General features: G+C 72.7%; 21 protein-coding genes. 7 read left to right on the top strand and 14 right to left on the bottom strand.

Annotated features, from left to right (window positions below):
• Nucleotides 1-3: 3 nt before the first annotated feature.
• Complete coding sequence (locus ACF089_RS18070) at nucleotides 4-870, bottom strand: Cof-type HAD-IIB family hydrolase (protein ID WP_392027341.1); 867 nt, start codon at nucleotides 868-870, stop codon at nucleotides 4-6.
• A 174-nt stretch (nucleotides 871-1,044) separates the two neighbouring features.
• Here ACF089_RS18070 and ACF089_RS18065 point away from each other — a divergent pair, with 174 nt between their 5' ends.
• Nucleotides 1,045-1,995 (top strand): LLM class flavin-dependent oxidoreductase, encoded by a 951-nt coding sequence (locus ACF089_RS18065; protein ID WP_392027339.1) that lies wholly within the window; start codon nucleotides 1,045-1,047, stop codon nucleotides 1,993-1,995.
• 115 nt (nucleotides 1,996-2,110) lie between these two features.
• Here the strand turns inward: ACF089_RS18065 and ACF089_RS18060 are convergent, their stop codons facing one another.
• A complete protein-coding gene (locus ACF089_RS18060; protein ID WP_392027336.1) occupies nucleotides 2,111-3,070 on the bottom strand; it encodes a MerR family transcriptional regulator in 960 nt (319 codons plus the stop codon).
• Nucleotides 3,067-4,923, bottom strand: coding sequence for an SDR family oxidoreductase (locus ACF089_RS18055; protein ID WP_392027333.1), 1,857 nt, complete (start codon nucleotides 4,921-4,923; stop codon nucleotides 3,067-3,069). The genes ACF089_RS18060 and ACF089_RS18055 overlap by 4 nt, the downstream gene beginning before the upstream one ends.
• A gap of 272 nt (nucleotides 4,924-5,195) precedes the next feature.
• On the opposite strand from ACF089_RS18055, the gene ACF089_RS18050 reads away from it, so the two are divergent.
• From ACF089_RS18050 to ACF089_RS18030, 5 genes are all read left to right on the top strand, one after another.
• On the top strand, nucleotides 5,196-6,173 hold the full coding sequence (locus tag ACF089_RS18050) for an ABC transporter ATP-binding protein (RefSeq protein ID WP_392028155.1): 978 nt from the start codon (nucleotides 5,196-5,198) through the stop codon (nucleotides 6,171-6,173).
• Nucleotides 6,170-7,072 carry an ABC transporter permease gene (locus ACF089_RS18045; protein ID WP_392027331.1) on the top strand — a complete coding sequence of 301 codons (903 nt, stop codon included), beginning with the start codon at nucleotides 6,170-6,172 and terminating at the stop codon, nucleotides 7,070-7,072. The genes ACF089_RS18050 and ACF089_RS18045 overlap by 4 nt, the downstream gene beginning before the upstream one ends.
• Nucleotides 7,069-7,980 carry an ABC transporter ATP-binding protein gene (locus ACF089_RS18040; protein ID WP_392027329.1) on the top strand — a complete coding sequence of 304 codons (912 nt, stop codon included), beginning with the start codon at nucleotides 7,069-7,071 and terminating at the stop codon, nucleotides 7,978-7,980. The genes ACF089_RS18045 and ACF089_RS18040 overlap by 4 nt, the downstream gene beginning before the upstream one ends.
• 16 nt (nucleotides 7,981-7,996) lie before the next feature.
• Nucleotides 7,997-8,716, top strand: coding sequence for an ABC transporter permease (locus tag ACF089_RS18035; protein WP_392027326.1), 720 nt, complete (start codon nucleotides 7,997-7,999; stop codon nucleotides 8,714-8,716).
• Between the two features lie 259 nt (nucleotides 8,717-8,975).
• Nucleotides 8,976-9,617 (top strand): NADPH-dependent F420 reductase, encoded by a 642-nt coding sequence (locus ACF089_RS18030; RefSeq protein ID WP_392027324.1) that lies wholly within the window; start codon nucleotides 8,976-8,978, stop codon nucleotides 9,615-9,617.
• 652 nt (nucleotides 9,618-10,269) lie between these two features.
• On the opposite strand, the gene ACF089_RS18025 is transcribed toward ACF089_RS18030, so the two are convergent.
• The 9 genes from ACF089_RS18025 to ACF089_RS17985 form a co-directional block, all read right to left on the bottom strand.
• Nucleotides 10,270-11,082 (bottom strand): HAD family hydrolase, encoded by an 813-nt coding sequence (locus ACF089_RS18025; protein ID WP_392027321.1) that lies wholly within the window; start codon nucleotides 11,080-11,082, stop codon nucleotides 10,270-10,272.
• Nucleotides 11,079-12,368, bottom strand: coding sequence for a serine--tRNA ligase (gene serS, locus ACF089_RS18020; protein ID WP_392027319.1), 1,290 nt, complete (start codon nucleotides 12,366-12,368; stop codon nucleotides 11,079-11,081). Before serS ends, ACF089_RS18025 begins: the two co-directional genes overlap by 4 nt.
• A gap of 686 nt (nucleotides 12,369-13,054) precedes the next feature.
• Nucleotides 13,055-13,990 (bottom strand): prephenate dehydratase, encoded by a 936-nt coding sequence (pheA, locus tag ACF089_RS18015; protein WP_392027316.1) that lies wholly within the window; start codon nucleotides 13,988-13,990, stop codon nucleotides 13,055-13,057.
• Nucleotides 13,991-14,085: 95 nt separating this feature from the next.
• Nucleotides 14,086-15,414 carry an iron uptake transporter deferrochelatase/peroxidase subunit gene (efeB, locus tag ACF089_RS18010; RefSeq protein WP_392027313.1) on the bottom strand — a complete coding sequence of 443 codons (1,329 nt, stop codon included), beginning with the start codon at nucleotides 15,412-15,414 and terminating at the stop codon, nucleotides 14,086-14,088.
• Nucleotides 15,415-15,421: 7 nt separating this feature from the next.
• Nucleotides 15,422-17,587 (bottom strand): copper resistance CopC/CopD family protein, encoded by a 2,166-nt coding sequence (locus ACF089_RS18005; RefSeq protein WP_392027310.1) that lies wholly within the window; start codon nucleotides 17,585-17,587, stop codon nucleotides 15,422-15,424.
• 21 nt (nucleotides 17,588-17,608) lie between these two features.
• Complete coding sequence (locus ACF089_RS18000) at nucleotides 17,609-18,070, bottom strand: copper chaperone PCu(A)C (RefSeq protein WP_392027308.1); 462 nt, start codon at nucleotides 18,068-18,070, stop codon at nucleotides 17,609-17,611.
• A complete protein-coding gene (locus ACF089_RS17995) occupies nucleotides 18,067-18,738 on the bottom strand; it encodes an SCO family protein (RefSeq protein ID WP_392027305.1) in 672 nt (223 codons plus the stop codon). Before ACF089_RS17995 ends, ACF089_RS18000 begins: the two co-directional genes overlap by 4 nt.
• A gap of 300 nt (nucleotides 18,739-19,038) precedes the next feature.
• Complete coding sequence (locus ACF089_RS17990) at nucleotides 19,039-19,830, bottom strand: YcnI family protein (protein WP_392027303.1); 792 nt, start codon at nucleotides 19,828-19,830, stop codon at nucleotides 19,039-19,041.
• 93 nt (nucleotides 19,831-19,923) lie between these two features.
• Nucleotides 19,924-20,739, bottom strand: a complete 816-nt coding sequence (locus ACF089_RS17985) for a hypothetical protein (protein WP_392027301.1) — start codon at nucleotides 20,737-20,739, stop codon at nucleotides 19,924-19,926.
• Nucleotides 20,740-20,970: 231 nt separating this feature from the next.
• Between ACF089_RS17985 and ACF089_RS17980 the strand changes: the two genes are divergently transcribed.
• A complete protein-coding gene (locus tag ACF089_RS17980; protein ID WP_392027299.1) occupies nucleotides 20,971-21,429 on the top strand; it encodes an ATP-binding protein in 459 nt (152 codons plus the stop codon).
• Between the two features lie 63 nt (nucleotides 21,430-21,492).
• Here the strand turns inward: ACF089_RS17980 and ACF089_RS17975 are convergent, their stop codons facing one another.
• Together ACF089_RS17975 and ACF089_RS17970 are read right to left on the bottom strand one after the other, a co-directional pair.
• Nucleotides 21,493-22,950 (bottom strand): aminopeptidase P family protein, encoded by a 1,458-nt coding sequence (locus ACF089_RS17975; RefSeq protein ID WP_392027296.1) that lies wholly within the window; start codon nucleotides 22,948-22,950, stop codon nucleotides 21,493-21,495.
• Between the two features lie 418 nt (nucleotides 22,951-23,368).
• On the bottom strand, nucleotides 23,369-25,129 hold the full coding sequence (locus ACF089_RS17970) for a PP2C family protein-serine/threonine phosphatase (protein WP_392027293.1): 1,761 nt from the start codon (nucleotides 25,127-25,129) through the stop codon (nucleotides 23,369-23,371).
• Nucleotides 25,130-25,660: the final 531 nt, after the last annotated feature.

The following is a 25,660-nucleotide window of genomic DNA, read 5'->3' as shown; positions in this document are numbered from 1 at the left end:
CGCTCAGCGGGTCTTCGGGGGGAGGTCCCGCAGGATCCGCTCGATGACCAGGGCGACGCCGTCCTCGTTGTTGGAGGCGGTCCGGTCGGTGGCCACGGCGAGCACGTCGGGGTGGGCATTGCCCATCGCGTAGGAGACGCCGGCCCAGGTCAGCATCTCCACATCGTTGGGCATGTCGCCGAAGGCGACGACCTCCTCGGCGGAGATGCCGCGCTCGGCGCAGCACAGGGCCAGGGTGCGGGCCTTGCTGACGCCCGGGCCGCTGATCTCCAGCAGGGCCGAGGGGCTGGAGCGGGTGATCGAGGCCAGCGGTCCGGCGGCGGTGCGGGCCAGGGTGAGGAAGGCGTCGGGGTCCAGCTCCTGGTGGTGGGCGAGGAGCTTGAGCACCGGGGCTCCGGCGCCCGGCCGGTCCTCCTGGAGCAGCTTCTCGGCGACCGCGACGATGGTGCCGGGGGCGAAGCCGTGCAGCGGCGGGTAGCTCGGCTCGTGGTGGAAGCCCACGGTGGTCTCGACGCCGAAGGAGACGCCGGGGGCGGCCCCGCGCAGGGCGTGGACGACGTCGAGGGCGGTCTCCCGCTCCAGGGCCTGGACCTTGAGCACCTTCCCGCCCGCGTGCAGATCCACCACGGCGGCCCCGTTGGCGCAGATCGCCAGGCCGTGGCCGTGGACATGGTCGCTGACCGCGCTCATCCAGCGGGCCGGGCGGCCGGTGACGAAGAAGACCTCGATCCCGGCCTCCTCGGCGGCGGCGAGAGCGGCGACGGTGCGCGGCGAGACGGTCTTGTCGTCGTGGAGCAGGGTGCCGTCCAGATCGGTGGCGATCAGCCGGGGGGCCGCGGTCGCGGGCTGGGGATCGGTAGCTGGGGTCACCGGTCCATTCTCCCGCACTCGTCGCACGTGAGTGCGGGAGGGCGCACATGTGAGTGGGCGATGGGAGCAGGGGGGAGCACACGGCCCCGGGATGTGCGCTGAGGGGCGCGCGAAGAGCGCAGAGCGGCCGGATCCGGCGCATGGGCCGCCGCCGCGCCGCGTACGCTCGAACGCATGCGTCTGAGCACCGTGATCCTCCCCGTCCGCCGCTGGCTCGACGGAGGCCGCGACGAGTGGCTGCGCGCCGAGCAGCTCGGTTTCCACACCGCCTACACCTATGACCATCTGTCGTGGCGGACCTTCCGCGACGGACCCTGGTACGGCGCGGTCCCCACGCTCACGGCCGCCGCCGCGGCGACCGGGCGGATCCGGCTCGGCACGCTGGTCACCTCGCCGAACTTCCGGCATCCGGTGACCCTCGCCAAAGAGCTGATCTCGCTGGACGACATATCCGGCGGGCGGTTCACGCTCGGCATCGGCGCGGGCGGCAGCGGATTCGACGCGACGGCCCTCGGGCAGGAGGCGTGGACGCCGAAGGAGCGGGCCGACCGGTTCGGCGAGTTCGTGCCCCTGCTGGACCGGCTTCTCACCGAGCCCGCCGTGACGAGCGGGGGGACGTTCTACTCGGCGGACGAGGCGCGCAATGTGCCCGGCTGTGTGCAGCGGCCCCGGCTGCCCTTCGCCGTGGCGGGGAACGGCCCGCGCGGGATGCGGCTCGCGGCGGAGTACGGGCAGGCGTGGGTCTCCACCGGTGAACCGGCGATCTTCGAGACGGGCACCCCGGAGGAGTCCCGGGAGGCGATCCGGGCGCAGCTCGCCCGGCTCGGCAAGGTGTGCGCGGAGGCCGGCCGGGACGTGGACTCGCTGGAGAAGATCCTGCTCACCGGCTTCACTCCGGACCGGGACGCTCCGATGCGGTCGCTGGAGGCCTTCGTGGACTTCGCGGGCCGCCACTTCGAGCTGGGCTTCACCGAGATCGCGATCCACGCGCCGATCCCGGACTCCGACTTCGCCGCCGACCAGGCCGTCTTCGAGCGGATCGCCACCGAGGCGCTCGGCCGGCTGACCGATGGACAACCGGCCGGCCGGCATCCCCGCCGGCCGGCATCCCCGCCGGCCGGCTGACCGGCTGACCGCCTGGTCACAGCGGGCGGAAGAAAATATCGCCGCCGAGGTTTGGTCCACAGAGAACTCAAGTTATCCACAGGGTAATTGACGTTCCTGTGGACAACTGCCCACCCTATATGCCCGGTTGGTCAATATTCATCCTTCCGGGCTCTCTTGAGGCCAACGCGTCCAAGGTCCGCGCCCGCACCTCCCGTTCGGCCGCCGCCGCGATGAACGCGCCGACGTGCTCCGGGCCAACCAGCGCCCGGACGGCCCGGATCGTCTCCGGCGGCAGTCGCACCGATCGGGGCTCGGGCTCCTCCCGGACCGGTCCGCCCCGGGTCAGCCGCTGCCGGAGGCCGCGGGTGGCGAAGATCCGCATGGCGCGCGCCAGTTCGGCGTCCACCGTCTGCCGGGCGAGCGGGCGAAGCCGCCGTACCAGCTCCGTCGCCTCGACCGCGTCCGCCTCCGTCGGCGGACGATGACCCAGACAGCGGTCGAAGACGTGCTCGGTGGTGAACTCCAGGAAACGGGCGGCCATGTGCTCCACCTGGACGCGAAGTTCCCGCAGATGACCCGAGATCGCCGCCAGCGGGACGCCCGCCGCGTGCAACTCGGCGGCGACCGCCAGCTCTTGCGGGCTGGGCACCAGGAACTCGTCCTCCCGGCCGGGCACCCGCTCCAGCACCCCCAGCTCCACCGCCTCCGCGACGGCCGCGTCCATGACGGCCGCGTCCGCGACGGCCGCCCCGTCGGGCGGGCCGCCGAAGGTCTCCGCCAGCTCGGCCCGGGTGATCCGGGCCGCCTGCTCGTCCGTCCACGGCCCGTGCACCTCGGCGACGAGCCCGAGCACCCCGCCCAGACCGCGTCCGGCGTCCCACGCCGTCAGAAGTTCCTTGATCGAGGCCAGGGTGTAGCCCCGGTCGAGCAGATCGGCTATCTGCCGCAGCCGGGTGAGATGGTCCGGTCCGTACACATTGGCCCGGCCGCGTCGCTCCGGCTTCGGCAGCAGCCCGCGGTCCTGATAGGCGCGGATCGTCCGGACCGTGGCACCGCTGTGGTGCGCCAGATCCTCGATCCGGTACTCGCTCACAGCGGCGGGTCGACGCGGGCCACGGCGCGCAGAAGGCGGGGCGCGAACCGGGAGAGGAGAAGCGCTCCCCGGGCCTCCGGGGTCACCGGCACCACCGCCCGGTTCCGCAGCACGGCGCGCAGCACCGCGTCCGCGACCTTCTCCGGCGGGTAGTCGCGCCGGCGGTAGAACTGGGAGGCCTTCTTCCGCAGCCGCCTCTCCTCGGCCGCGTCGACGCCGACGAACCGGGCGGTGGCGGCGATGTTGGTGTTGATCAGCCCCGGGCAGATCGCGGAGACCCCGATGCCCCGGCCCGCCAGCTCCGCCCGCAGACACTGGCTGAGCATCAGCACCGCGGCCTTCGAGGCGCTGTAGGCGGGCAGCCCCTTCGTCGGCTGATAGGCCGCCGCCGAGGCGATGTTGACGATATGGCCGCCCTGTCCGCGCTCGGCCATCTGCCGGCCGAAGAGCCGGCAGCCGTGGACGACGCCCCACAGATTGACGTCGAGGACGTTCTTCCAGTCCTCGGGGCCGGTCTCCAGGAAGGATCCGGAGAGCCCGATGCCCGCGTTGTTGACCAGGACGTCCACCACTCCGTACTCGGCGGCGACCTTCTCGGCGAGCTTCTCCATCGCCTCGGTGTCGCCGACGTCCGCCGTCTCGGCCCGGGCCATGGGCGATCCGATCAGCCGGGCCGTCCCGGCGGTCGCGATCGCCCCCTCCGCGTCCCGGTCCACCGCCACGATCCGCGCTCCGGCCTTCGCGAAGGCCAGGGCGGTGGCCCGCCCGATCCCGCTCGCCGCCCCCGTCACCAGCACGAGCCGGCCGCCGAACCGCTCGGCGTACGGATCCCGCCCCCCGGACCGTACGGCCGTCGCCCCGGACCCCACCACCCCCGCCCCGGACCCCACCGCCGCCGCCCCGGACCCCACCACCCCCGCCCCGGACCGCACCCCCGCCCCGCCGGCAGCCGCCCCGCCCTCCCGGGACATGGCGAAGTCGCCGATCCAGTCGGCGAGCTGGTCCGGCCGGGTGCGCGGGACCCAGTGCCCGGCCGTGATCGTGCGCCGGGTCAGTCCCGGGGCCCAGGTCTCCAGATCGTCGTAGACCCGCTGGGAGAGAAAGTGGTCGCCGGTCGGGGTGATCAGCTGCACCGGCGCGTGCGCGTACGCGTCGGGGCGCGGACGGGCCAGCCTGGCGCGCACGTTGTCCCGGTAGAGCCAGGCCCCGTGCGCGGCGTCCCGGGGCAGCGACGCCGTCGGATAGTCGCCCCGGGGCATGCGCTCCAGCCGCTCCAGCGCCCCCGGCCACCGTCTGCCCAGCGGACCGTGCCAGGCCAGCTCCGGCAGGACCGGGGTGTGCAGCGCGAGGACGTACCAGGACTTGGCGCTCTGGCCGGCGAGCTGGCCGAGCCGGCGGGGCGTCGGCCGGGCCGTCCGCTTCTTGATCCAGTGCCCGAAGTGGTCCAGCGACGGCCCGGCGACCGTGGTGAACGACGCGATACGCCCCTCGGTCCGCGCCACGGTGACGAACTCCCAGGACTGCACCGATCCCCAGTCGTGGCCCACCAGATGCACCGGGCGGTCCGGGCTCACCGCGTCCGCCACCGCGAGGAAGTCGTCCGTGAGCTTCTCCAGGGTGAAGCCGCCGCGCAGGGGCTTCGGGGCGGACGAGCGGCCGTGCCCCCGGACGTCGTACAGCACCACATGGAAGCGGTCGGCGAGCCGGGCGGCGACCTCGGACCACACCTCCTTGCTGTCGGGATAGCCGTGGACGAGGACGACCGACGGCCGTGCGGGGTCGCCCAGCTCGGCGACGCACAGCTCGATTCCGCCCGTACGGACCCAGCGCTCCCGCGCGTCCTGCAGACCCACGCCGTCTCCCCACTCCCGCACCGCGCACGGTACGCGGCCGTAACGTGACACTGACGAATGTGACAATGAGCGGCGGCCGCGTCAAGGGCCCCGCACCGCCCTGTGGACAAGCCCCCGGCGACTTCCGTCGCCCCGCCCGATCCCTTCGTCGCCGGGCCGTGTCCTCTTTCGTATCGACCCCCCTAGGGGCCGTACGCCTGGAGTCGGACACCGATCCAGCCGTCCAGGCTGACGCCCGGTGTGGGGTGCGCCACTACGGTCGGAATGTGACTGTGATCGTGACCGAAAGCCTGAGCATGCGGTACCCGAGGGTGACCGCTCTTGACCGGCTCTCCTTGGACATCGGACCGGGTGTGACCGGTCTGGTGGGCGCCAACGGAGCCGGCAAGTCGACGTTGATCAAGATTCTCCTGGGGCTCTCCCCCGCCACGGAAGGCCGGGCCGCCGTGCTCGGCCTCGACGTCGCGACCAGCGGCGGAGCCATCCGTGAGCAGGTGGGCTACATGCCCGAACACGACTGTCTCCCGCCCGACGTCTCCGCCACCGAGTTCGTCGTCCACATGGCGCGCATGTCGGGGCTGCCCCCGACCGCCGCCCGTGAGCGCACCGCGGACACCCTGCGGCACGTCGGCCTCTACGAGGAGCGATACCGCCCCATCGGCGGCTACTCGACCGGCATGAAGCAGCGGGTGAAGCTCGCCCAGGCGCTGGTCCACGATCCCCGGCTGGTCCTCCTGGACGAGCCCACCAACGGACTCGACCCGGTCGGCCGCGACGAGATGCTCGGCCTGATCCGCCGCGTGTACACCGACTTCGGCATATCGGTCCTGGTCACCTCCCATCTCCTCGGCGAACTCGAACGCACCTGTGACCACGTCGTCGTCATCGACGGCGGCTCGCTGCTGCGCTCCAGCTCCACCAGCGACTTCACCCAGATCACCACGACCCTCGCCGTCGAGGTCACCGACAGCGACGAGCACCCCGACGGCAGCGCCGTGCTCCGCGAGAAGCTCACCGCCGCCGGCCTCACCCTGCACGCGAGCGCCGAGGAGGGGCTGCCCGGAGCGGGCCATGTCCTCCTCCTGGAGGCCGCGGGCGAGGAGACCTACGACGTGGTGCGCGACACCGTCGCCGGGCTCGGCCTCGGACTCGTACGCATGGAACAGCGACGCCACCACATCGCGGAGGTCTTCCGCCCCGACGCGGCGGCCCCGGCCGCGAACCAGCCGACGGAGGCGCCGACCCGATGAGCACCCAGACCCCGGGGGCCTCCCCCGAGACCACCCGTATCCACAACATCGGATACCGCAACTACGAGGGCCGGCGGCTCGGCCGCGCCTATGTGCGCCGGTCGCTGTACTCGCAGTCCCTGCGCGGCTCCTACGGTCTCGGCCGCTCGGCCAAGTCCAAGGTGCTGCCGATGATCCTCTTCGCGCTGATGTGCGTGCCGGCGGCGATCGTGGTGGCGGTGGCCGTGGCCACCGAGTCCAACAAGCTGCCGCTGGAGTACACCGCGTACGCCCTCTTCACCCAGCCGATCATCGGCCTCTACCTCGCCTCCCAGGCGCCGCAGTCCGTCTCCCGCGATCTGCGGTTCAAGACGGTCCCGCTCTACTTCTCGCGGCCGATCGAGCGCGCCGACTACGTGCTCGCCAAGTACGGCGCGATGGCCTCGGCGCTGTTCATCCTCACCGGCGTGCCGCTGCTGATCCTCTTCCTCGGCTCGCTGCTGGCGAAGATGGATTTCGCCGACCAGGCGGCCGGATTCGGCCAGTCCCTGGTCTCCGCGGCGCTGATGTCCGTGCTCTTCGGCGGGATCGCCCTGGTGCTCGCGGCCTTCACCCCCCGCCGGGGCTTCGGCGTCGCCGCCATCATCGCCACCCTGACGATCAGCTCCGTCGCCGTGACCGTCGTCCAGGAGATCGCCCGGGCGACCGACTCCATCGACGTCATCAAGTGGTTCGGCCTGTTCTCGCCGACCTCGCTGATCGACGGCGTGCAGACCGCCTTCCTGGGCGCGACCTCGGGCTTCCCCGGCGAGGCCGGACCGGGGGCCGGGGTCGGCGTGATCTATCTGCTCGTCGTTCTCGCGCTCATCGCCGGCTCGTACGCCGTTCTGATGCGCCGCTACCGAAAGGCCGGGCTGTGACCACCATCAACATCGAGCACACTTCACGGTGGTTTGGCAATGTCGTGGCCGTCAACGACGTCACGATGACCGTCGGCCCCGGGGTCACCGGACTCCTCGGCCCCAACGGCGCGGGCAAGTCCACGCTGATCAACATGATGGGCGGCTTCCTCGCCCCCTCCACGGGCGCCGTCACCCTCGACGGACTGCCGATCTGGCGGAACGAGTCCGTCTACCGGCAGATCGGCGTCGTGCCGGAGCGGGAGGCGATGTACGACTTCCTCACCGGCCGCGAGTTCGTCCTCGCCAACGCCGAACTGCACGGACTGGGCGCGCGACAGGCCCAGGCGGCGCTCGCCACGGTCGAGATGGAGTACGCGCAGGACCGCAAGATCTCCACGTACAGCAAGGGCATGCGGCAGCGGGTCAAGATGGCCTCCGCGCTCGTCCACGACCCGTCCGTGCTGCTGCTCGACGAGCCCTTCAACGGCATGGACCCGCGGCAGCGGATGCAGCTCATGGAGCTGCTGCGGACCATGGGCGCCGAGGGCCGGACCGTGCTCTTCTCCTCCCACATCCTGGAGGAGGTCGAGCAGCTCGCCTCGCACATCGAGGTGATCGTGGCCGGACGCCACGCCGCGTCCGGGGACTTCCGCAAGATCCGCAGGCTGATGACGGACCGCCCGCACCGCTATCTCGTGCGCTCCAGCGACGACCGCGCGCTCGCCGCCGCGCTGATCGCGGACCCGTCCACGGCGGGCATCGAGGTGGACCTCACCGAGGGCGGGCTGCGGGTGCAGGCCGTCGACTTCGGCCGCTTCACCCGGCTGCTCCCCCGGGTGGCCCGGGAGCACTCGATCCGCCTGCTCACGGTCTCGCCCTCGGACGAGTCCCTCGAATCGGTCTTCTCCTACCTCGTATCGGCCTGAAAGGAGCTGTGACGTCATGTACAACCCCACAGTCGCCCGGCTCACCTACCGGGCCGTGCTCGGCAGGCGCCGCGCGGCGATCCTGTTCATCCTCCCCGCCCTGCTGCTGGTCATGGCCGTCGCCGTCCGCAGTTTCAACGGTGTGGACGACCAGATCGCCGCAGACCTCCTCGGCGGATTCGCCATCGCCGCGATGGTGCCGCTGATCGGCGTGATCGCGGGCACCGGCGCGATCGGGCCCGAGATCGACGACGGCTCGATCGTCTATCTGCTCGCCAAGCCGGTGAAGCGCTCCTCGATCATCTTCACCAAGCTGATCGTCGCGATCGCCGTGACGATGGCCTTCTCCGCGATACCGACCCTGATCGCCGGTTTCATCCTCAACGGCAACGGCCAGCAGGTCGCGATCGCCTACACCGTGGCGGCGCTCGTCGCCTCGATCGCCTACAGCGCGCTCTTCCTGCTGCTCGGCACGGTCAGCAGGAACGCGGTCGTCATCGGCCTCATCTACGCCATCGTGTGGGAGAGCGTCTTCGGCAGCCTGGTGGCGGGCGCGCGCACGCTGAGCGTGCAGCAGTGGGCGCTGGCGCTCGCCGAGGACATCGGCGGCGAGGGCCTGATCGGCTCCGACGTCGGACTGCCCCTCGCGATCGGCCTGCTGGCGGGCGTCACCGTCGCGGCGACCTGGTACGCGGGGCAGAAGCTGCGGGTGCTGAAGCTCGCCGGCGAGGAGTGAGACGCCCCTCCCTCCGCTCATGCGATCACCGGGCCCCGGCCCCCGTCCGCGCGACACGGACGGGGGCCGGCCCCTTGTCCCGTACGGGAAGCCCCTCGGGGACGTACGTCCGGGGGAGTCCGTCCGTGCGGGCAACCCCCTAAGGGGCGTACGTATGACGGACGTTGCCGGTAAGACCCTCGCACCAGGACTCAAGGCCCTTACCCACTGGTCCTGTCGACCGATGCCGTGAGCGGGGCGCGCGCCTAGCGTCACCGGCATGACGAACATCGGAATACTCGGCACCGGAAACGTCGCCCGCGCGGTCGCGGCCAAGGCGGCGGAGGCCGGCCACGACGTCGTGCTCGGCTCGCGCGATCCCTCGGGCAGAAAGGGCCTGGGCCTTCCCGTCGTGTCCGTCGGCGACGCGATCGACCACGGCGACATCGTCGTCAACGCCACGCCCGGGACCGAGTCCCTCGCCCTGCTGACTCCCTTCGCGACACCGCTGCGGGGAAAGATCCTCCTCGACATCGCCGTCGGGCTCACCGCCGATCTGGGCCTGGCCCACCCCAACTCCAGCATCGCCGAGGAGCTTCAGGAGGCCCTGCCGGGGACCTCGGTCGTCAAGACCCTGTGCACCATGGACGCGACGGTGATGGTCGACCCTGGCCGGCTCTCCGGCCCCAGCACGGTCTTCCTCTCCGGCGACGACGCCGGGGCGAAGGCGCGGGTGGCGGAGCTGCTCGGCGAGTTCGGATGGCCCGAGGACTCCCGTACGGATCTCGGCGGCATCGGCACCGCGCGCGGCCAGGAGCATCTGGCGCTGCTCTTCATCGGGGCGGCGGGCGCGCTCGGCTCGTACGTCTTCAACTTCCGGCTGGTGCCGGACGCGCCGGAGCGGGCTGCCGAGCGCGGCTGAGCACGGCGGCCCGGCCCTCTCGGCGGCCGGACAAATCGGTGGCGGTGCGCGGCGGGCGCGGGGCACAGTGAGGGGACCGGCCGCGCTGCGGCACGGCCGGGCCACCCGCCGGGGCGGAGCGCGACGACGACCGTACGCACGGGTCCGTCGGGCTGCCGGCGCGGCAGCGCGGGCGGCGGCACGGACAGCCCCTCAGGGGCTCCGCGAAGCCGTCCGGCGGCTGCCCGGGGGCGGTCGCTTCGAGCGCGCGAGAGCGCGGACCGCCCCTTCCCGGGGGGCTCCCGGGCCTTCCACGGCCCTGGCCGGGCGAGCTTTCGCCGAGGCCGGGAGAAGGACCGTACGGTCCCGGCGGCCACGGGGCCGTACGGGGCTTCGTACCGGAGAGCGCGGGACCTCGGCCCCCGGACCCGGGGACTTCGGGGTACGGGCTCCGCCGCCCGGACCGGGCTCCGCAGACCAGGATCCGTCGCCCGAACCTGGGCTCCGCGGACCAGGATCCGTCGCCCGGACCCGGGCCTCGGGACTCCGGCGTGCCGGCCTCCACGGGCCGTTCCCGGCCGGGCGCGCGGTGCGCCCGGCGGCGGCCCGCCCCGGCCGACGAAAGGGCGGGAGGGGGCGGAATCGTTTCCTCCGCGGTGGGCGGGGAAGACGCTCAGCCCCGCAGCATGCCCTCGACGGTCAGCGCGATGCCGTCCTCCTCATTGGAGGCGGTGATGTCCGTGGCCACGGCCTTCAGCTCGGTGTGCGCGTTGGCCATGGCGACTCCCCGGGCCGCCCAGGCGAACATCGGGATGTCGTTCGGCATGTCGCCGAAGGCGATCGTGTCCGCCGCGCGCAGCCCGAGACGGCGGGAGGCCAGGGAGAGCCCGGTGGCCTTGGTGAGGCCCAGTGGGAGTATCTCCACCACGCCTGCGCCCGCCATCACCACGTCCACCAGTCCGCCGACCGTCCCCCGCGCGGCCGCGGTCAGGGCGTCGTCGTCCAGGGTCGGGTGCTGGATGTAGATCTTGTTCAGCGGAGCCGCCCAGAGATCGGCCGGATCCGCCAGGGCGACATACGGCAGCGGGCCGTCGTGGACCGCGTACCCCGCGCTGACCAGGACCTCGCCGTCGAGCCCGTCCCGGCTCGCGGCCAGGGCCAGCGGGCCGACCTCGGCCTCCAGCTTGGCCAGGGCCAGCCCGGCGAGCTGCCGGTCCAGGGTCACCGAGGTCAGCAGCCGCCGCTCGCCCGCGTGGTAGAGCTGCGCGCCCTGTCCGCAGACCGCGAGTCCCTCGTAGCCGAGGTCCTCCAGTATGTGGCGGGTCCAGGGGACGGACCGGCCGGTCACGACGATGTGCGCGGCGCCCGCCGCGGTGGCGGCGGTGAGCGCGTCCCGGGTGCGCCCCGAGACGGTGCCGTCGCCGCGCAGCAGGGTGCCGTCGAGGTCGGTCGCGATCAGCCGGTAGGGGAAGGGGGCCTGGCTCACGTGGCGATCGGCTCCAGGATCTCCCGGCCGCCGAGGTAGGGGCGCAGCACCGGCGGCACCCGGACCGAGCCGTCGGCCAGCTGGTGGTTCTCCAGGATCGCCACGATGGTGCGCGGTACGGCGCACAGGGTGCCGTTCAGCGTCGCCAGCGGCTGGACGGTCTTCTTGCCGTCCTGGTTCTCCCGCATCCGGACGGACAGCCGGCGGGCCTGGAAGCTGTCGCAGTTCGACGCGGAGGTCAGCTCGCGGTACTTGCCCTGGGTCGGGATCCACGCCTCGCAGTCGTACTTGCGCGAGGCGGAGGAGCCCAGGTCGCCGGTGGCCACGTCGATCACCTGGAACGGCAGCTCAAGACCGGTCAGCCACTGCTTCTCCCACTCCAGCAGCCGCTGGTGCTCGGCCGCCGCGTCCTCGGGGGCGACATAGGAGAACATCTCGACCTTGTCGAACTGGTGCACCCGGAAGATGCCGCGGGTGTCCTTGCCGTACGTCCCGGCCTCGCGGCGGAAGCACGGGGAGAAGCCCGCGTACCGCAGCGGCAGCTTCTCGGCCTCGATGATCTCGTCCATGTGGTACGCGGCGAGCGGGACCTCGGAGGTGCCGACCAGGTAGTAGTCGTCCTTCTCCAGGTGGTAGACGTTCTCGGCGGCCTGGCCGAGGAAGCCGGTGCCCTCCATGGCGCGCGGGCGGACCAGCGCGGGGGTGAGCATCGGGATGAAGCCGGCCTCGGTGGCCTGCGCGATCGCCGCGTTGACCAGGGCCAGCTCCAGCAGGGCGCCGACGCCGGTGAGGTAGTAGAAGCGCGAGCCGGACACCTTGGCGCCGCGCTCGACGTCGATGGCGCCCAGCGCCTCGCCCAGCTCCAGATGGTCCTTGGGCTCGAAGCCCTCGGCCGCGAAGTCCCGGATCGTGCCGTGCGTCTCCAGGACGACGAAGTCCTCCTCGCCGCCGACCGGAACGTCCTCGTGGACGATGTTGCCCAGCAGCAGGAGCAGCCGGCGGGCCTCTTCGTCGGCCTCGTGCTGCTCGGCGTCGGCCGTCTTGACGTCGGCCTTCAGCTGCTCGGCCTGCTTCAGCAGCTCGGCGCGCTCCTCGGGGGCGGCCTTGGGGATGAGCTTGCCGAGCCGCTTCTGCTCGGAGCGCAGCTCGTCGAAGCGGACACCCGACGACCTGCGCCGCTCGTCGGCGGAGAGCAGGGCGTCGACGAGGCCGACGTCCTCTCCACGGGCGCGCTGGGAGGCGCGGACACGGTCGGGGTCCTCACGGAGCAGGCGAAGGTCAATCACCCCACCAGGCTACCGGTGCGGACTCCCGGTCCAGCCACTCGTTATAGCCTTGCGTGGCTTTTCGCCCCAATTGATGCACTTTGCGTTGAAAGGGAAAGTGCTCCTGAATCGAGGAGGCGAGCGTCAAGTAAACACCATGGCATTCGCTGGAACGGGGCACCCGGGGGAGGCCGGAATTGACCGGTTTCCCTTCTGGGAGGCGGTACTTGGGCCGCTCTTGTCCACAGGGATGCGCCCTTCCGGAAAGTTATCCACAGCCTGTGCGGAAAAGTTGTGGATCGTGAGAGTGATCATTCACGAGTCGGTGCACAGGGCCTGCGATTCCTCTCCCAAACCCGTCGCACCCACTCATTCGGGTGGGAATTGCTCGCTCCAAAGAGTTGATCAATGAAAGGGAGATGACGGGGAGGTGGCAGGTCCGCCCCCGGACCTGTGGAGAGAGGGGTGCCGGCGGGGCCGATTTGTCGACCGGAGTGCGCGAAGTTGTCGACTTGTCCCCAGGTTGGGCGCAAGCCTGTGGATAACTCTGTGGATGCCGAAAATCAGCAGGTAGGACAGGTGGCCGACGCCGGGTCCGGAGCCGGTGCGGGTCCCGGCGTCGGGTCCGCGACCTGGGCCGGGTCCGGTGCCAAGTCCGGGACCGGGCCAGGGCCGGGTCCGGGTCCGGGAGCGCAGGAGCCCCGCGACTACGGCCTGCCGTCCTGCGAGCGCACCAGCCAGTCGGACGCCGCCGTGAAGTCCTCGTCCGAGGTCCCGGGGCGCGGCGGCCCCACCTCCTCCGGGGCCACCCCGGCGCGCGGATACGAGCCGAGGAACCGCACGTTCGGGCAGATCCGCTTCAGCCCCATGAGGGCCTCCGCGACCCGCCGCTCGGAGATGTGTCCCTCGGCGTCCACGGCGAAGCAGTAGTTGCCGATGCCCGCGCCCGTGGGACGGGACTGGATCAGCATCAGGTTCACCCCGCGCACGGCGAACTCCTGGAGCAGTTCGAGCAGCGCGCCCGGCCGGTCTGCGCCCATCCAGATGACCACCGACGTCTTGTCCGCGCCGGTCGGCGCGGCGGGCCTGGCGGGCCGGCCCACCAGCACGAACCGGGTCTCCGCGTTCTCCGCGTCGTGGATCTCGGTCACCAGCGGTTCCAGGCCGTACGTCGCCGCCGCGAACGCGCCCGCGAAGGCCGCGTCGTACTTCCCCTCCTGGACCTGCCGCGCGCCGTCCGCGTTGGAGGCCGCCGATTCCCACAGGGCGTCCGGCAGATGCGCCCGCAGCCAGTTGCGGACCTGGGGCTGGGCGACCGGGTGCCCGGTCACCGTCTTGATCGCCGACAGTTCGGTGCCCGGCCGCACCAGCAGCGCGAACGCGATCGGCAGCAGCACCTCGCGGTAGATCATCAGCGGCCGGCCGGCCGCCAGCTCGTCGAGGGTCGCGGTGACGCCGCCCTCCACGGAGTTCTCGATCGGCACGAGGGCGGCGGCCGCGTCCCCGTTGCGTACGGCGTCGAGTGCGGCGGGCACGGACACCATCGGGACGAGTTCGCGGGCGGCCGCCTCCGGAAGCGTGCGGAGAGCCGCCTCGGTGAACGTGCCCTCGGGCCCCAGATACGTGTAGCGCGTGGCTGACATACGGTCACCCTAATGGGGCCGGGGACGCCCCGGGACCGACCCGGTAAGAGGCGCACCTCCTGGACCTCGCCCCTTACCGGGCACGCGCCCCGCGATCACGACTCCAGCAGCCGCTGACCCACGTACTCGCCCTCCCGCGCGCCCCCCGGCACCGCGAACAGCCCGCTCGCCTCGTGCCGCAGGAACGGCGACAGGGCGTCGCCCCGGTCGAGCTTGCGCTGGACGGGCACGAAGCCGCGCAGCGGGTCCGCCTGCCAGCAGATGAAGAGCAGCCCGGCGTCCGGCGTCCCGTCCGAGTCGATTCCGTCGTGATACGAGAACGGCCGCCGCAGCATCGCCGCCCCGCCGTTCTGCTCCGGCGCCGAGATCCGGGCGTGCGCGTTGGCCGCGATGACCGGCCTGCCGTCGGCGTCCAGCCGGTCGAGGGCGAGCGCGGTCGTCTCACCGCCCCCCGTCAGCGGCGCGCCGTCCGACTTCCGCCGCCCGATCACCGCCTCCTGCTTCGCCCGGGTGAGCCCCTCCCAGTCGTCCAGCAGCATCCGGATCCGGCGTACGACGGCGTAGGAGCCGCCCGCCAGCCAGGAGTGCTCCCCGCCCGAGGGGACGAAGATCCGCCGGTCGAAGTCCTCGTCGGAGGGTTTCGGATTGTTGGTCCCGTCGACCTGGCCCATCAGATTGCGGGTGGTCATCGGCCGGGCGGTGGCCCCGGGCGAGCGGTTGAAGCCGTTCATCTGCCAGCGCACCCGGGCGGCGTCGCCCGCCGACCGCTGGATCGCGCGCAGCGCGTGGAAGGCGACAAGACCGTCGTCTGCGCCGATCTGCACCCACAGATCGCCCTCCGAGCGCCGGGCGTCGAGCCGGTCGGCGGAGAAGGCGGGCAGCGGGTCGAGCCCGGCGGGCCGCCGCGCCGACAGGCCCGTACGGCCGAAGAAGGTACGGCCGAAGCCGAAGGTGACGGTCAGCGAGGAGGGGCCCGCGTCCAGCGCGACACCGGTGTCGCCCGGTCCCCCGGGCCGGCCCGCCATCAGCTCCGCCGCCAGCGCCGACCAGCGGCGCATCAGCGCGGCCGCCTCCTTGCGGCCCGCGCCCGGGGCCAGATCGAAGGCGATCAGATGGCCGTGGGACTGGGTCGCGGTGGTGATGCCCGGCTGGCGCCCGCCGTGGAAGGCGACCGTGCCGGCGCCGACCGAGGCCAGCGCGGCGGGGGCCGGATCGGCCGCGGCGGCGTGGGCCCCCGCCCCGCCCGCCGCGCCCAGCGCCAGACCGGCCGCGCCCGCCGCGCCGGCGGTGGAGAGCAGCCGCCGCCGGGAGACGCCGCCGGGAGCGCCGCCCGAAGGCTCCGCGGCGCCCGTGGCGTCCGTGCTCTCCGCGGTCTCCGTGGCGGCCGCCGTGCTTGAGGTGTTCGCGGTGTTCACGGTGTTCATGAGCTGCTCAGCCGATCCTCACGCTCTTGTCGATGGTGGTCTGGTCGATGTCGGAGCTGCGCACGGTCACCTTGACCGTCCAGTCGCCGGGCATCGGGATCTGGACCGTGCCCGCGCTCCAGTGGCCCGCCGACAGCCGGGCAGGCGTCACGGGCAGCGGGCCGATCTGCTGGGACCGCAGGGTGAGGGAGACCTTCACCTCGGGCACGTCCATCGGCTTCCCGTCCGGACTCTCGACCCACAGATGCAGCTCATTGCCGCCGGCCCGGGCCGGGTCCAGGGTGAGCCGCACGGTCCCCCTGCCGTCCGGGCCGCCGGTGTCGAACGGCAGCTTCAGCTCGGTGGGACCCTGGGCCGCCGCGGGGGCGGCGGCGCCGGAGCCGGACTTCGCCGCCTCCTCCTGCGTACGGCCCGGTTCGGTGGCCGTCAGCACGGTGGTCACGGCGAGCACCACCACGGCGACGGCCGCCTCGGCCAGAACGGAACGGCGGAGTCCGGACCGCCCGGGGTCGGCGTCGCGCGCCTTCTTGCGCCGGGCGGTGTCAAGGGCGGCCCGCTGACGGGCCAGCTGCGCGGCCCGCTCGGGGGGCTCGCCTCCGCCGGCGGCCTCCGCGCCCGCCTCTGCTTCCGCCTCTGCTTCCGTGCCCGCTTCCGCCTCCGCGCCCGCCGCTGCTTCTGCTTCTGCCTCTGCGTCCGCCTCCGCTTCCGCGTGCCCGGCCCGGTCCGGGACGGTCACCGCGTCCTGTCGCGCCGCCGCGACCTGTCGCGGAACGGCGGCCGTACCGGACGCGGCCGGGGACTCCCCGGCCTCCCGGCGGTCCGACCCCAGCCGCGCGGTCCACTTCCGCGAGAACCACGCCACCCCGACCAGCGCCGCCACCAGCACCGCCTTGAGCAGCAGCAGCCGCCCGTAGGAGGTCCCGGTCAGCGCCGACCACGAGCCGACCTGACGCCAGGACTGATAGAGCCCGGTCACCGCCAGCACGACCACGCTCACGAACGCGACCCGCGAGAACCTCCGTACCGCCGCCGCCTCGATCGAGGGAACCCGGTGGAGCGCGGTCAGCAGCGCCGCCAGCCCGCCGAGCCAGCCCGCCACGGCCAGCAGATGCAGTACGTCGACGGGCATCGCGATCCCCGTCTGGATCCCGGTGGAGGCATGCTCCGAGAGCGCCCAGGTGGCGGCGATCCCCGCGGCGACGACGGCGCCCCCGACCGCGAGTCCGAAGGTGAGGTCCTTGCGCCGGGCCACGTCCTCGGGGGCTTCGCGGCTCTGCTGCGCGTACGTCCCGAAGAGCACCGCGATGAACAGCGCGGCCGCGCCGAGCAGCAGCAGCCGGGAGACCAGCGCCGCACCGGTCTTGGTCTCCAGGACGTCCGGCAGCCCGCCGAGGTCGAGGACGTCCGCGAGCCGCCCGGAGCCGGTGTAGGGGCCGCGCAGCAGCAGCATCGCGAGGGTGGCCGCGGTGAGCGTCACCCAGCCGTGGGCGACGAGCCGTTGCAGCGGCCGGACGGTGGCCCCGCGCCGCCAGCAGAGCAGGATGAACGCCGCGCCGCCGGCCATCACGGTGAATCCGGCGTACGCGGCATAGCGCGCGATGTCGTAGAGGAGGCCGACGGCTCCGCCGCCCGACGAGGCGCCGGGCAGCGAGACCGAGGTCTCCGAGGGCGCGCCGATGGAGAAGGTGAACGCGCCGGAGATGGGATGGCTGTCGGCCGACACCGCCTGCCAGGCGACCGTGTAGGTGCCGTCGGGCAGCGAGGGCCGGAGGTCGACGCCGTAGCCGACCGTGCCGTCCCGGGAGAGATCGCGGACGGTCGCCCGGTCCGCGCGGTCGCCGTCGGGGCCGAGGACCCGGATGGCGTCCTTCCCCATGGCGAGCCGCTCGGAGAAGGTGAGGGTGACCTCCGCGGGGGCGGTGGCGACCACCGCCCCGTCCTGGGGATCGCTCCCGGTCAGCGCCGCGTGCGCCGACGCGGGCCCGGCGGCGGCGAGCAGCGCGCCCAGGGCCGTGCCGACGAGCACGGTCAGGGCGAGCAGCGTCCGCAGCAGGGCCGCGACCGGGGGTACGGACGACCCTGCCGGGGGTACGGACGACCCGGGCGGCCCGGCGGGCCGGACGGGCCGGTCCCGGTCCCGGTCCGGGCGAAGGGGCGGGGCGGTGGCTGTCATGGCTGGTTGACTCCCCTGTGCCTAGTGCTTCGCGGGGTTGTACGTCGGCGCCTTGACCGGGAGGTCGACCGTTATCGGTCCCGACTTCTCGAAGTGCAGCTTCACCGGGATCCTCTCGCCCTGCTTCGGCCGCTCCTTCAGATCCGCGAACATGAGGTGGTTGCCGCCGCGCTCAAGATCCAGCTCGCCCTCGGCGGGGACGTCGAACCCCGCCACCTTCCGCATCTTCTGATCCTTCGACTCGTGGATCGTCACATCGTCGGAGAGCGGGCTGCTGACGGAGGTGAGCCGGTCGGCCCCTCCCTCATTGCGCACGGTGAGGAAGCCGGCGGCCATGTCGCTGACGGGCTGCGGCATGAAAGCGCCGTCGACCGTGAGCTTCGGCTCGGCCCCGCCGTCCTCGCCGCCCTGGGCGGAGCAGCCGGTGAGCGCCAGCGCGCCGGTCAGCGCCAGGGCGCCGATCAGGGTCCTGCCCCGGCTCACGGCTTCTCCCCCCGGACGAGCTTCGGCAGGTCCTTGGCGAAATCGTCCGAGGAGGTGCTCTCCCCGTACAGGACATAGCCCTTGTCCGTCTTCGGCGAGAACGCGACGACCTGCGCGCCGTGCATGGAGACGACGGTGTCGTCCTTCTCCTTCTTCGCCGGGTCGATGCCGATGCCCACCTGACGGGCGCCCGCCTGGATGGTCGGGAAGTCGCCGCTGAGTCCGATGAAGGACGAGTCCCCGGCGCTGGGCAGCCACCTGGCCAGCTCGGCGGGGGTGTCCCGCTCCGGGTCGGTGGTCACGAAGACGACCTGGAGCTTGTCCTGGTCGGCCTTGGGCAGCGACTTCTCGGCGATGGCGATATTGCTCATCGTCAGCGGGCAGACGTCCGGGCAGTTGGTGTAGCCGAAGAAGAGCAGCGTCGGCTTGCCCTTGGTCTGCTCCCGCAGGTCGAACTTCTTGCCCTTGGTGTCCGTGAGCACCAGGTCGGGCTTGGTGTACGGCTGGTCCAGCGCCGTGCCGGCGCCGGACTGGTCACGGCCCGAGAGGTCGGTCACGGCACTGGCGGCGTCGCCGGAGCCGCTGTCGCCGTCGCCGGAGGAGCAGGCGGACAGGGTGAGGGCGGCGGCCAGCAGGAGTGCGGCGGCCGGCCCGGTCTTCTTGCGCATGGAGAGTCGTCCCAGATGTGAGGTACGGGGAGGGGTGGTGGTCCGGGGGCCTGGGCCCCCGGACCCGTCAGTTCCGTCGGGCGCGCGGTCCGTCGGCCGGTCGGAGCGGTAGCCGTGGCCGGGGTCCGTCGGCCGCCGGGCGCATGGCCTGGCGGTCCATCGGTCCATCGGCCGGCGGGTCCATCGGTCAGCCGGTCAGCCGGTCAGCCGGTCCATGGGTCCGTCGGTCCGTCGGTCCGTCGGTCCGTCAGTCCGTCGGTCCGTCGGTCCGTCGGTCGTCGGGCGCGCGCGGCCCGTCGGTCAGGAGGAGCGGCGGCGGCCGGACAGTACGCCGAAGGCGACGCCGACGGCTCCGACCAGGATGCCGACGACCGCCAGGATCCGGGCGGTGGAGTCGGACCCGTCGGACGACGCGCTCGCGGACTTCTCGCCGTGCGCCGAGCCCTGGGCGTCCTTCGTGCCCTTCGTGTCCTCGGCGGCCTTGCCGTCCTTCGCGTCCTCGGCGTGGTGGTCGTCGGCCGGGGCCGACAGCTCCAGGACCGGAGCGGGCGACTCGGGCTCGGCCCCCTCCTGGGGAGCCTCGATCCAGCGCACGACCTCCTTGTTGTCATAGGTCTGGAGCGCCTTGAACACCAGCTGGTCGGCGTTCTCGGGCAGCTGCCCGAGGGAGACCGGGAACTGCTGGAACTGGCCCGGCCCGATCTTGGAGCCGTCGGCGGTCCAGGTCACCTTGGAGACCGCCTCGGTGATCTGCCGGCCGTGCGACTCCAGCGGCTTCGCCAGCTTGGACTTGCTGACCGTCACCTTCCAGCCCGGCACGGGCTGCGGCAGCACCGACGAGAGCGGGTGCTCGGTCGGCATGCTGATCTCCAGCTTCACGGTGGAGGCGTCGTCCCGCTCATTGGGGACCTTGAAGTTGACCGTGGCGTATCCGCCCTTGGCGGCCTCGCCCTGCGGCTGGACGCTGACGTGCGCGGCGGCGGTGCCGGAGAGCAGCAGTACGGCCGAGGCGGCGATCGCGGTCACGGCTGTGGCCCGGGCGGCGGCGCGGGAGGAGGTGCGAGAGACGTTCTGGACTCTGGTGGCACTCATGACGAAGACACTCCACGGTGAGGAGGGACGGAGGCGCGCGCGGGCGGAGCCGCGCGGGCGCGCCACGGCCGCGCTCCTGGCGAGCGGGCCGGGTCAGGCTGCGAGAACGAGCGCCGGGGCGGGCGGCCCGCGCCGGATCACCGTGTGCGCCAGCGCCTCGCCCGTACCCGGCGGAGGCGGTTCGTCCCGGGTGCGCGGCGCGCGCGCCCGCGGAGCCGGAGTCCGTACGAGACCGCCGCACAGCGCCCGTACGAGAGCGAGCGCGATCCGCAGGGAGCGCAGCCAGGCGGCCTCGGCGGCCCCGGCGACCTCGTGTGCGGAGCGGTCGGCGAGCTTGACCAGCCGGGTCAGCGCCAGATCACCGCGCCGCAGCAGCCAGCCGGTCGCGAGCGCGGCCAGCAGATGCGCCAGCAGCATGGGCAGCGAGGGCAGCAGCTCCGGCTGGGCCGCCGGGGAGTGCGCCGCCGGATGCGCGGGCGGGGTCAGACCCGCCGTGGTGACGATCCGGTGCGCGTCGGCGGGGGAGAGCGAGGAGGCCCCCGCCCCGCAGACGAGCTTGGCGGCCATTCTGATCAGCGCGTCGTCGGCGCTCGGCGGCAGCCGCAGCTCATGCTGCTGGCCCAGTCCGAACAGGGAGTGCAGAGCCAGCTGACCCGCGCCCAGCGCGACGGAGACCGCCGGCAGCGAGCGCGCCCGGCCCGTGAAGGGGACGACGAGGACGAACATCCCCGCCATGCCGACGACCAGCGTCCACCCGGGGACGGCCGCACAGGCGGCCAGCACATGTCCTGTCGCGGACAGCGCGACGCAGACCGCGGTGAACACCGCGGCCCGCAGCAGCCGTGGGCCGGCTCCGGCACAGGGACCGAAGAGCCCCGGCGAAGTCGGTGGGGACGACAGGGACGACATGGCGGGCTCATCATCCCACTGCGCCCCGCGCCGCCCTACGGCAGGCCCGCGTGCCTCGTACACCCGGCGCCCGCGATCCGTCCGCACCCGCGACCGCCCCGCGTCCCGGGCCCCGCCGCGCCCGCCGGGCGGGTCGGCCGAATGAGCGCAATCACATCGACGGCGTGCTTACGAACCGTGTCGGGGGGCAATACGTATCGGTATGTCGAGCCGCAGCCAGGAGGCTGGAGCATGAGCATCTGGTGGTCTCTCCACTTGCGGCGCGAAGCTGCGAGCGTTCCGCTCGCGCGGCGCCTGCTGCTCGGCACGATGGAGACCGCCGGAGTCGATCCGGACATCTCCTTCGATCTCTCGGTCGCCCTCAGCGAGGCCTGCGCGAACGCGGTGGAGCACGGCGGCGGCCACGGCCCCGGCGAGACCTCTGGGGCGTATCGGGTCACCGCGTATCTGGACGGCGAGAAGTGCCGTATCGAGGTGGCCGACTCCGGGCCCGGGTTCCCCGCCCGGAGCGGGGGCTGCGCGCACACCAGGGCGCAGGTCCCGGCGATGGCCGAGAGCGGGCGCGGGCTCTGTCTGATCGAGCAGCTCGCCGATCATGTCCACTTCGGCAACAGACCGGGGCACGGAGCGGTGGTCAGCTTCGACAAGATCCTCAAATGGCGGGAGGACGCGCTGCTCAAGGTCTCGTGAGACCCTGCGCGAGCGCGCCCTCCGGATGCTCGGCCGTGGTCGGCCGTGTGCCGTGCGAGCGGTTCAGCTCTTGAGCGCCGCCATCCACGCCTCGACCTCGTCGGCCCGGCGCGGCAGGCTCGCCGACAGATTCCGGTTGCCGTCCTCGGTGACCAGGATGTCGTCCTCGATCCGCACCCCGATGCCGCGGTACTCCTCGGGCACGGTCAGATCGTCGGCCTGGAAGTAGAGCCCGGGCTCCACCGTCAGACACATCCCCGCCTCCAGCGTGCCGTCGACATACGCCTCGGTGCGCGCGGCGGCGCAGTCGTGGACGTCCATGCCGAGCATGTGACCGGTGCCGTGCAGGGTCCAGCGGCGCTGGAGGCCCAGCTCCAGCACGCGCTCCACGGGGCCTTCCAGCAGCCCCCACTCCACCAGACGCTCGGCGAGCACATGCTGCGCGGCGTCGTGGAAGTCGCGGAACTTCGCGCCCGGCCGCACCGCGGCGATGCCCGCCTCCTGGGCGTCGTACACCGCGTCGTAGATCTTGCGCTGCAGCTCGCTGTAGCGGCCGTTGATCGGCAGGGTGCGGGTGACGTCCGCGGTGTAGAGGTCGTTGGTCTCCACGCCGGCGTCGAGCAGCAGCAGGTCGCCGGAGCGGACGCGGCCGTCGTTGCGGACCCAGTGCAGGGTGGTGGCGTGCGGGCCGGCGGCGCAGATCGAGCCGTAGCCGACGTCGTTGCCCTCCACGCGGGCCCGGAGAAAGAACGTTCCTTCGATGTAGCGCTCGCTGGTCGCCTCGGCCTTGTCCAGGACCTTGACGACGTCCTCGAAGCCGCGGGCGGTGGAGTCGCACGCCTTCTGCAGCTCGGCGATCTCGAAGGCGTCCTTCACCGCGCGGGCCTCGGAGAGGTAGACGCGCAGCTCCTCGTCGCGCTCGGCGGTGACCTTGTCGGTCAGCGCGGCCTCGATGCCGGAGTCGTGCCCGCGCACGGCGCGGACCGGGCCGGTCGCCTCGGTGAGCGCCGCCGCCAGCTCGCGGACGTCCTTCGCGGGAATGCCCAGCAGCCGCTCGGCCTCGGTGAGGGAGTGCCGGCGGCCGACCCACAGCTCGCCCTGGCCGGAGAGCCAGAACTCGCCGTTCTCCCGGTTGGAGCGCGGCAGCAGATAGACGGTGGCCCGGTGCCCGTCGGCGGTGGGCTCCAGCACCAGCACGCCGTCCTCGGACTGGTCGCCGGTGAGGTAGGCGTACTCGGTGGAGGAGCGGAAGGAGTACTCCGTGTCATTGGAGCGCGTCTTCAGATTGCCCGAGGGGATCACCAGCCGCTCGCCCGGGAAACGGGCCGAGAGGGCGGCGCGGCGGTCGGCGGTGTGGCCGGCCTGCGCGATGGGGCTCAGGTCATGCAGCTCGGTGTCGGCCCAGCCGCTCGCCATGCTCTCGGCGAGTTCGTCGGACACGCCCGGGTACAGGCCGTTCTTGCGCGGCTTGATCTGCTGCTCTTCTTCTTCCGGGGTACTCGGGGTGAGCTCCTCGGTCACGTCAGCCTCCTCGATACGACACTGGACCGGCCTCCATCGTATGTCTGCGCCGAAGGCGGCCCGACAGGGTGTGAGAAGTAAGACATAAGGGGCTTCTGGGTGAGGGCGGCCGAATCGGGCGGAACGGGCCTCCGGGCCGCCTGACGCGGGGCGCGGGACCCGGCCCCGCAGGGGGGCGGCCGGAGCAGGTCCGTACGGAAACGGCGGGTGCGGGTCCCGTACGGAGCGGCTGGACCCGGTCCCGTACGGAGGCGGCGGGAGCAGGCTTGATCGCGGAGCCGTCCGGGCCTGCCCGGAGCCGGGCCCGGGCCCGCTGCTCGGTCCTGCCCGGTCCTCCCGGACCTGCTGCCCGGCGTGCTCGGTCCTGCTGTACGGCCTGCTCGGTCCTGCCCGGGCCCTCCCGCACCCGGTGCGCGGATCATCCGAAGCGGGCGGCGAGCAGCACGATGTCCTCTCCGTCGGGCCGAGGTCCCGGCCCCGGCCCCGGCCCCGGTCCCGTGTCCGGCTCCTGGCGGAAGAGCGTGTTCAGTACGTGGTCGGCGACCGCTCCCGGGTCCTCGCGGGCCGCCCTCGGCACGCTCGCCGCGGCCGAGCGCAGCCGGGCGAAGGCCCGGTCCACGGGATCGCCGGTGCGCCGCAGCAGACCGTCGGTATAGAGGAGCACCGTTTCTCCGGGCTCGGGCGACAGCTCCACGCTCGGCGCCTCCCAGCAGGCGAGCATGCCCAGCGGCGCCGACAGGGACGTCTCCACGAACTCGGTCCGCCGCTCCCCGGTCACCAGCGGAGGGGTGTGCCCGGCCCCGGCGAGTACGACGCGCCCGGCCGAGGGCTCGGCGTAGGCGAAGAGCGCGGTGGCGGTCCGGGCGGGTTCGGTCAGCCGCAGCAGCAGTTCCAGATCGGAGAGCACGGCGACCGGATCCTCTCCCTCCATCACGGCGTACGCCCGCAGGGAGGCCCGCAGCCGGCCCATCGCGGCCAGCGCGCCCGGCCCCGAGCCGCTGACGGAGCCGACGGACAGCCCGAGCGCGCCCTCGGGCAGCGGCAGGGCGTCGTACCAGTCGCCGCCGCCGCGCGGCCCGGGCAGACGCCGGGCGGCGAGCCGGACCCCGGGCACCCGGGGCAGTCTGCCGGGCAGCAGTTCCTCGGTGACGGTCGCCACGGTCCGGCGGGCGTGCTCCAGCTCCAGCAGCCGGGCCAGATGCTCGGCCGCGTACCGCGCGTAGAGGCCGGTCAGACGGCATGGGCGCGGCCCGGGGGCGGTGGGCTCGTCGTACAGCCAGACGGCCGCGCCCAGGACGCCGGCCGTCTCGGCGATCAGGGGCTGGGTGTATCCGGCGGCGCAGCCGAGGCGGCCGGCGACCTCGCGGTGGCGGGGATCGACGGAGGGATCGCCGAGCAGGTCGGGGTGGGCGACGGCCCGTGGGGGGCCGCCCGCGCGGTGCTCCAGGATCCGGCCGTGGGCGGTCGCGTCGCGCGGAACGGTCTCGATCTGGCCCAGTTCGGCGTGGGTGAGGCCGAGGCCCCGGGTGAGCGCGGGGCCGTGGTCGGCGGCGAAACGGTCCGCCCCGGCGGCCGGGCGGGGTTCGAGGATCACCAGTCCGCGGCGGGCGCCGAGCAGCGCGGCCCCGGCCTCCAGCAGCTCTCGCAGAGCCGTGTCGAGCGAGTCGGTTCCGGCCAGGCGGCCGGTCAGCCCGTGGAGGGCGGTCAGATCGGAGACGCGGTCGGCGAGCCGGTGCTGGAGCAGTGCCCCGGCGGTCGGCCCGGGGGCCGTGCCGTGAGCACCGCGGGCGGTCGTGTCGCGGCCCGTGGCGCGGCTCGGGTCGTGGCGCGGGTCGGGAGTCGTCGAGGGGCGGGTCCCGGCCGGGTCCGCCGCCGTGTCCGACGTCGAGGCGGTCGCCGTGCCCGCCGTACCCGCCGTGCCCGTCTCCGGACCCGCCACCGTGCCCGTCTCCGGATCCGCCGAGGGGAGACCGGGAAGAGCCGTCGCATTGTGCGGCGGATACGGAACCGGAGAGTTGATTCCAGCCACTTTCGGCAGATGAGGGGTGCTCATCGCAGTCGGCTTTCCACCCGGTGCGTTCTGCTCAATAGCATCGCAAACCCCCATGTCATTCATGTCATTCTGCGCGGCTACCCATGGATCCACATCTACACGCAGAAGTAAGGGGATGTCCAGCATTGCACCAGTGGGATTGATGGTGTCTAGGGGAGTTTGAACTCCCCTTGGGACAATCTTGAACTTGGCCGAAAAAAGCGCCTGATGGAGGTCAATGGGGTCGACTGAGGGCGTTCGGCAGTGGATCCCTCGGTGGATCTCTCCGGGGTGAGGCCCTGGAGGGGCCGCCGCGGAACGCGTCATACCAAACGTGGTGGGTACGTAAACAGTGACGGCCAGGGGCAATTGGTACCGCTCCGGAACCTGGCGGTCGGCTCGGGCGTCCTAACAGCCGTAGGCCGCGACAGAACCACAGCAGACCCGCGACAGCGGGACGATCCCGGAAGCTGTGGGCGCGGACAGCAAGCGCCAGACGCGCGCCACTCGTGGCCGCGCGTTGCAAGGGAGTAGAGCCCACGTTCGGCCCTCGGCGGCGATCCTGTCGCAGGCGAAGCGAGGGTCACCCAGGCCGCTGGCACGGGGCGGTGATACGCCGACCAGTACGTACTCGTACGCCCAGTACGCATTTTGTACGCACAGTGAAGAGCTGCACAC

Source organism: Streptomyces sp. NPDC014894, from assembly GCF_043080985.1.
In the GTDB taxonomy this organism is placed as follows: domain Bacteria; phylum Actinomycetota; class Actinomycetes; order Streptomycetales; family Streptomycetaceae; genus Streptomyces.
Note: the sequence above shows the minus strand (reverse complement) of the source record. Positions and strands in the feature narration are given on the sequence as shown.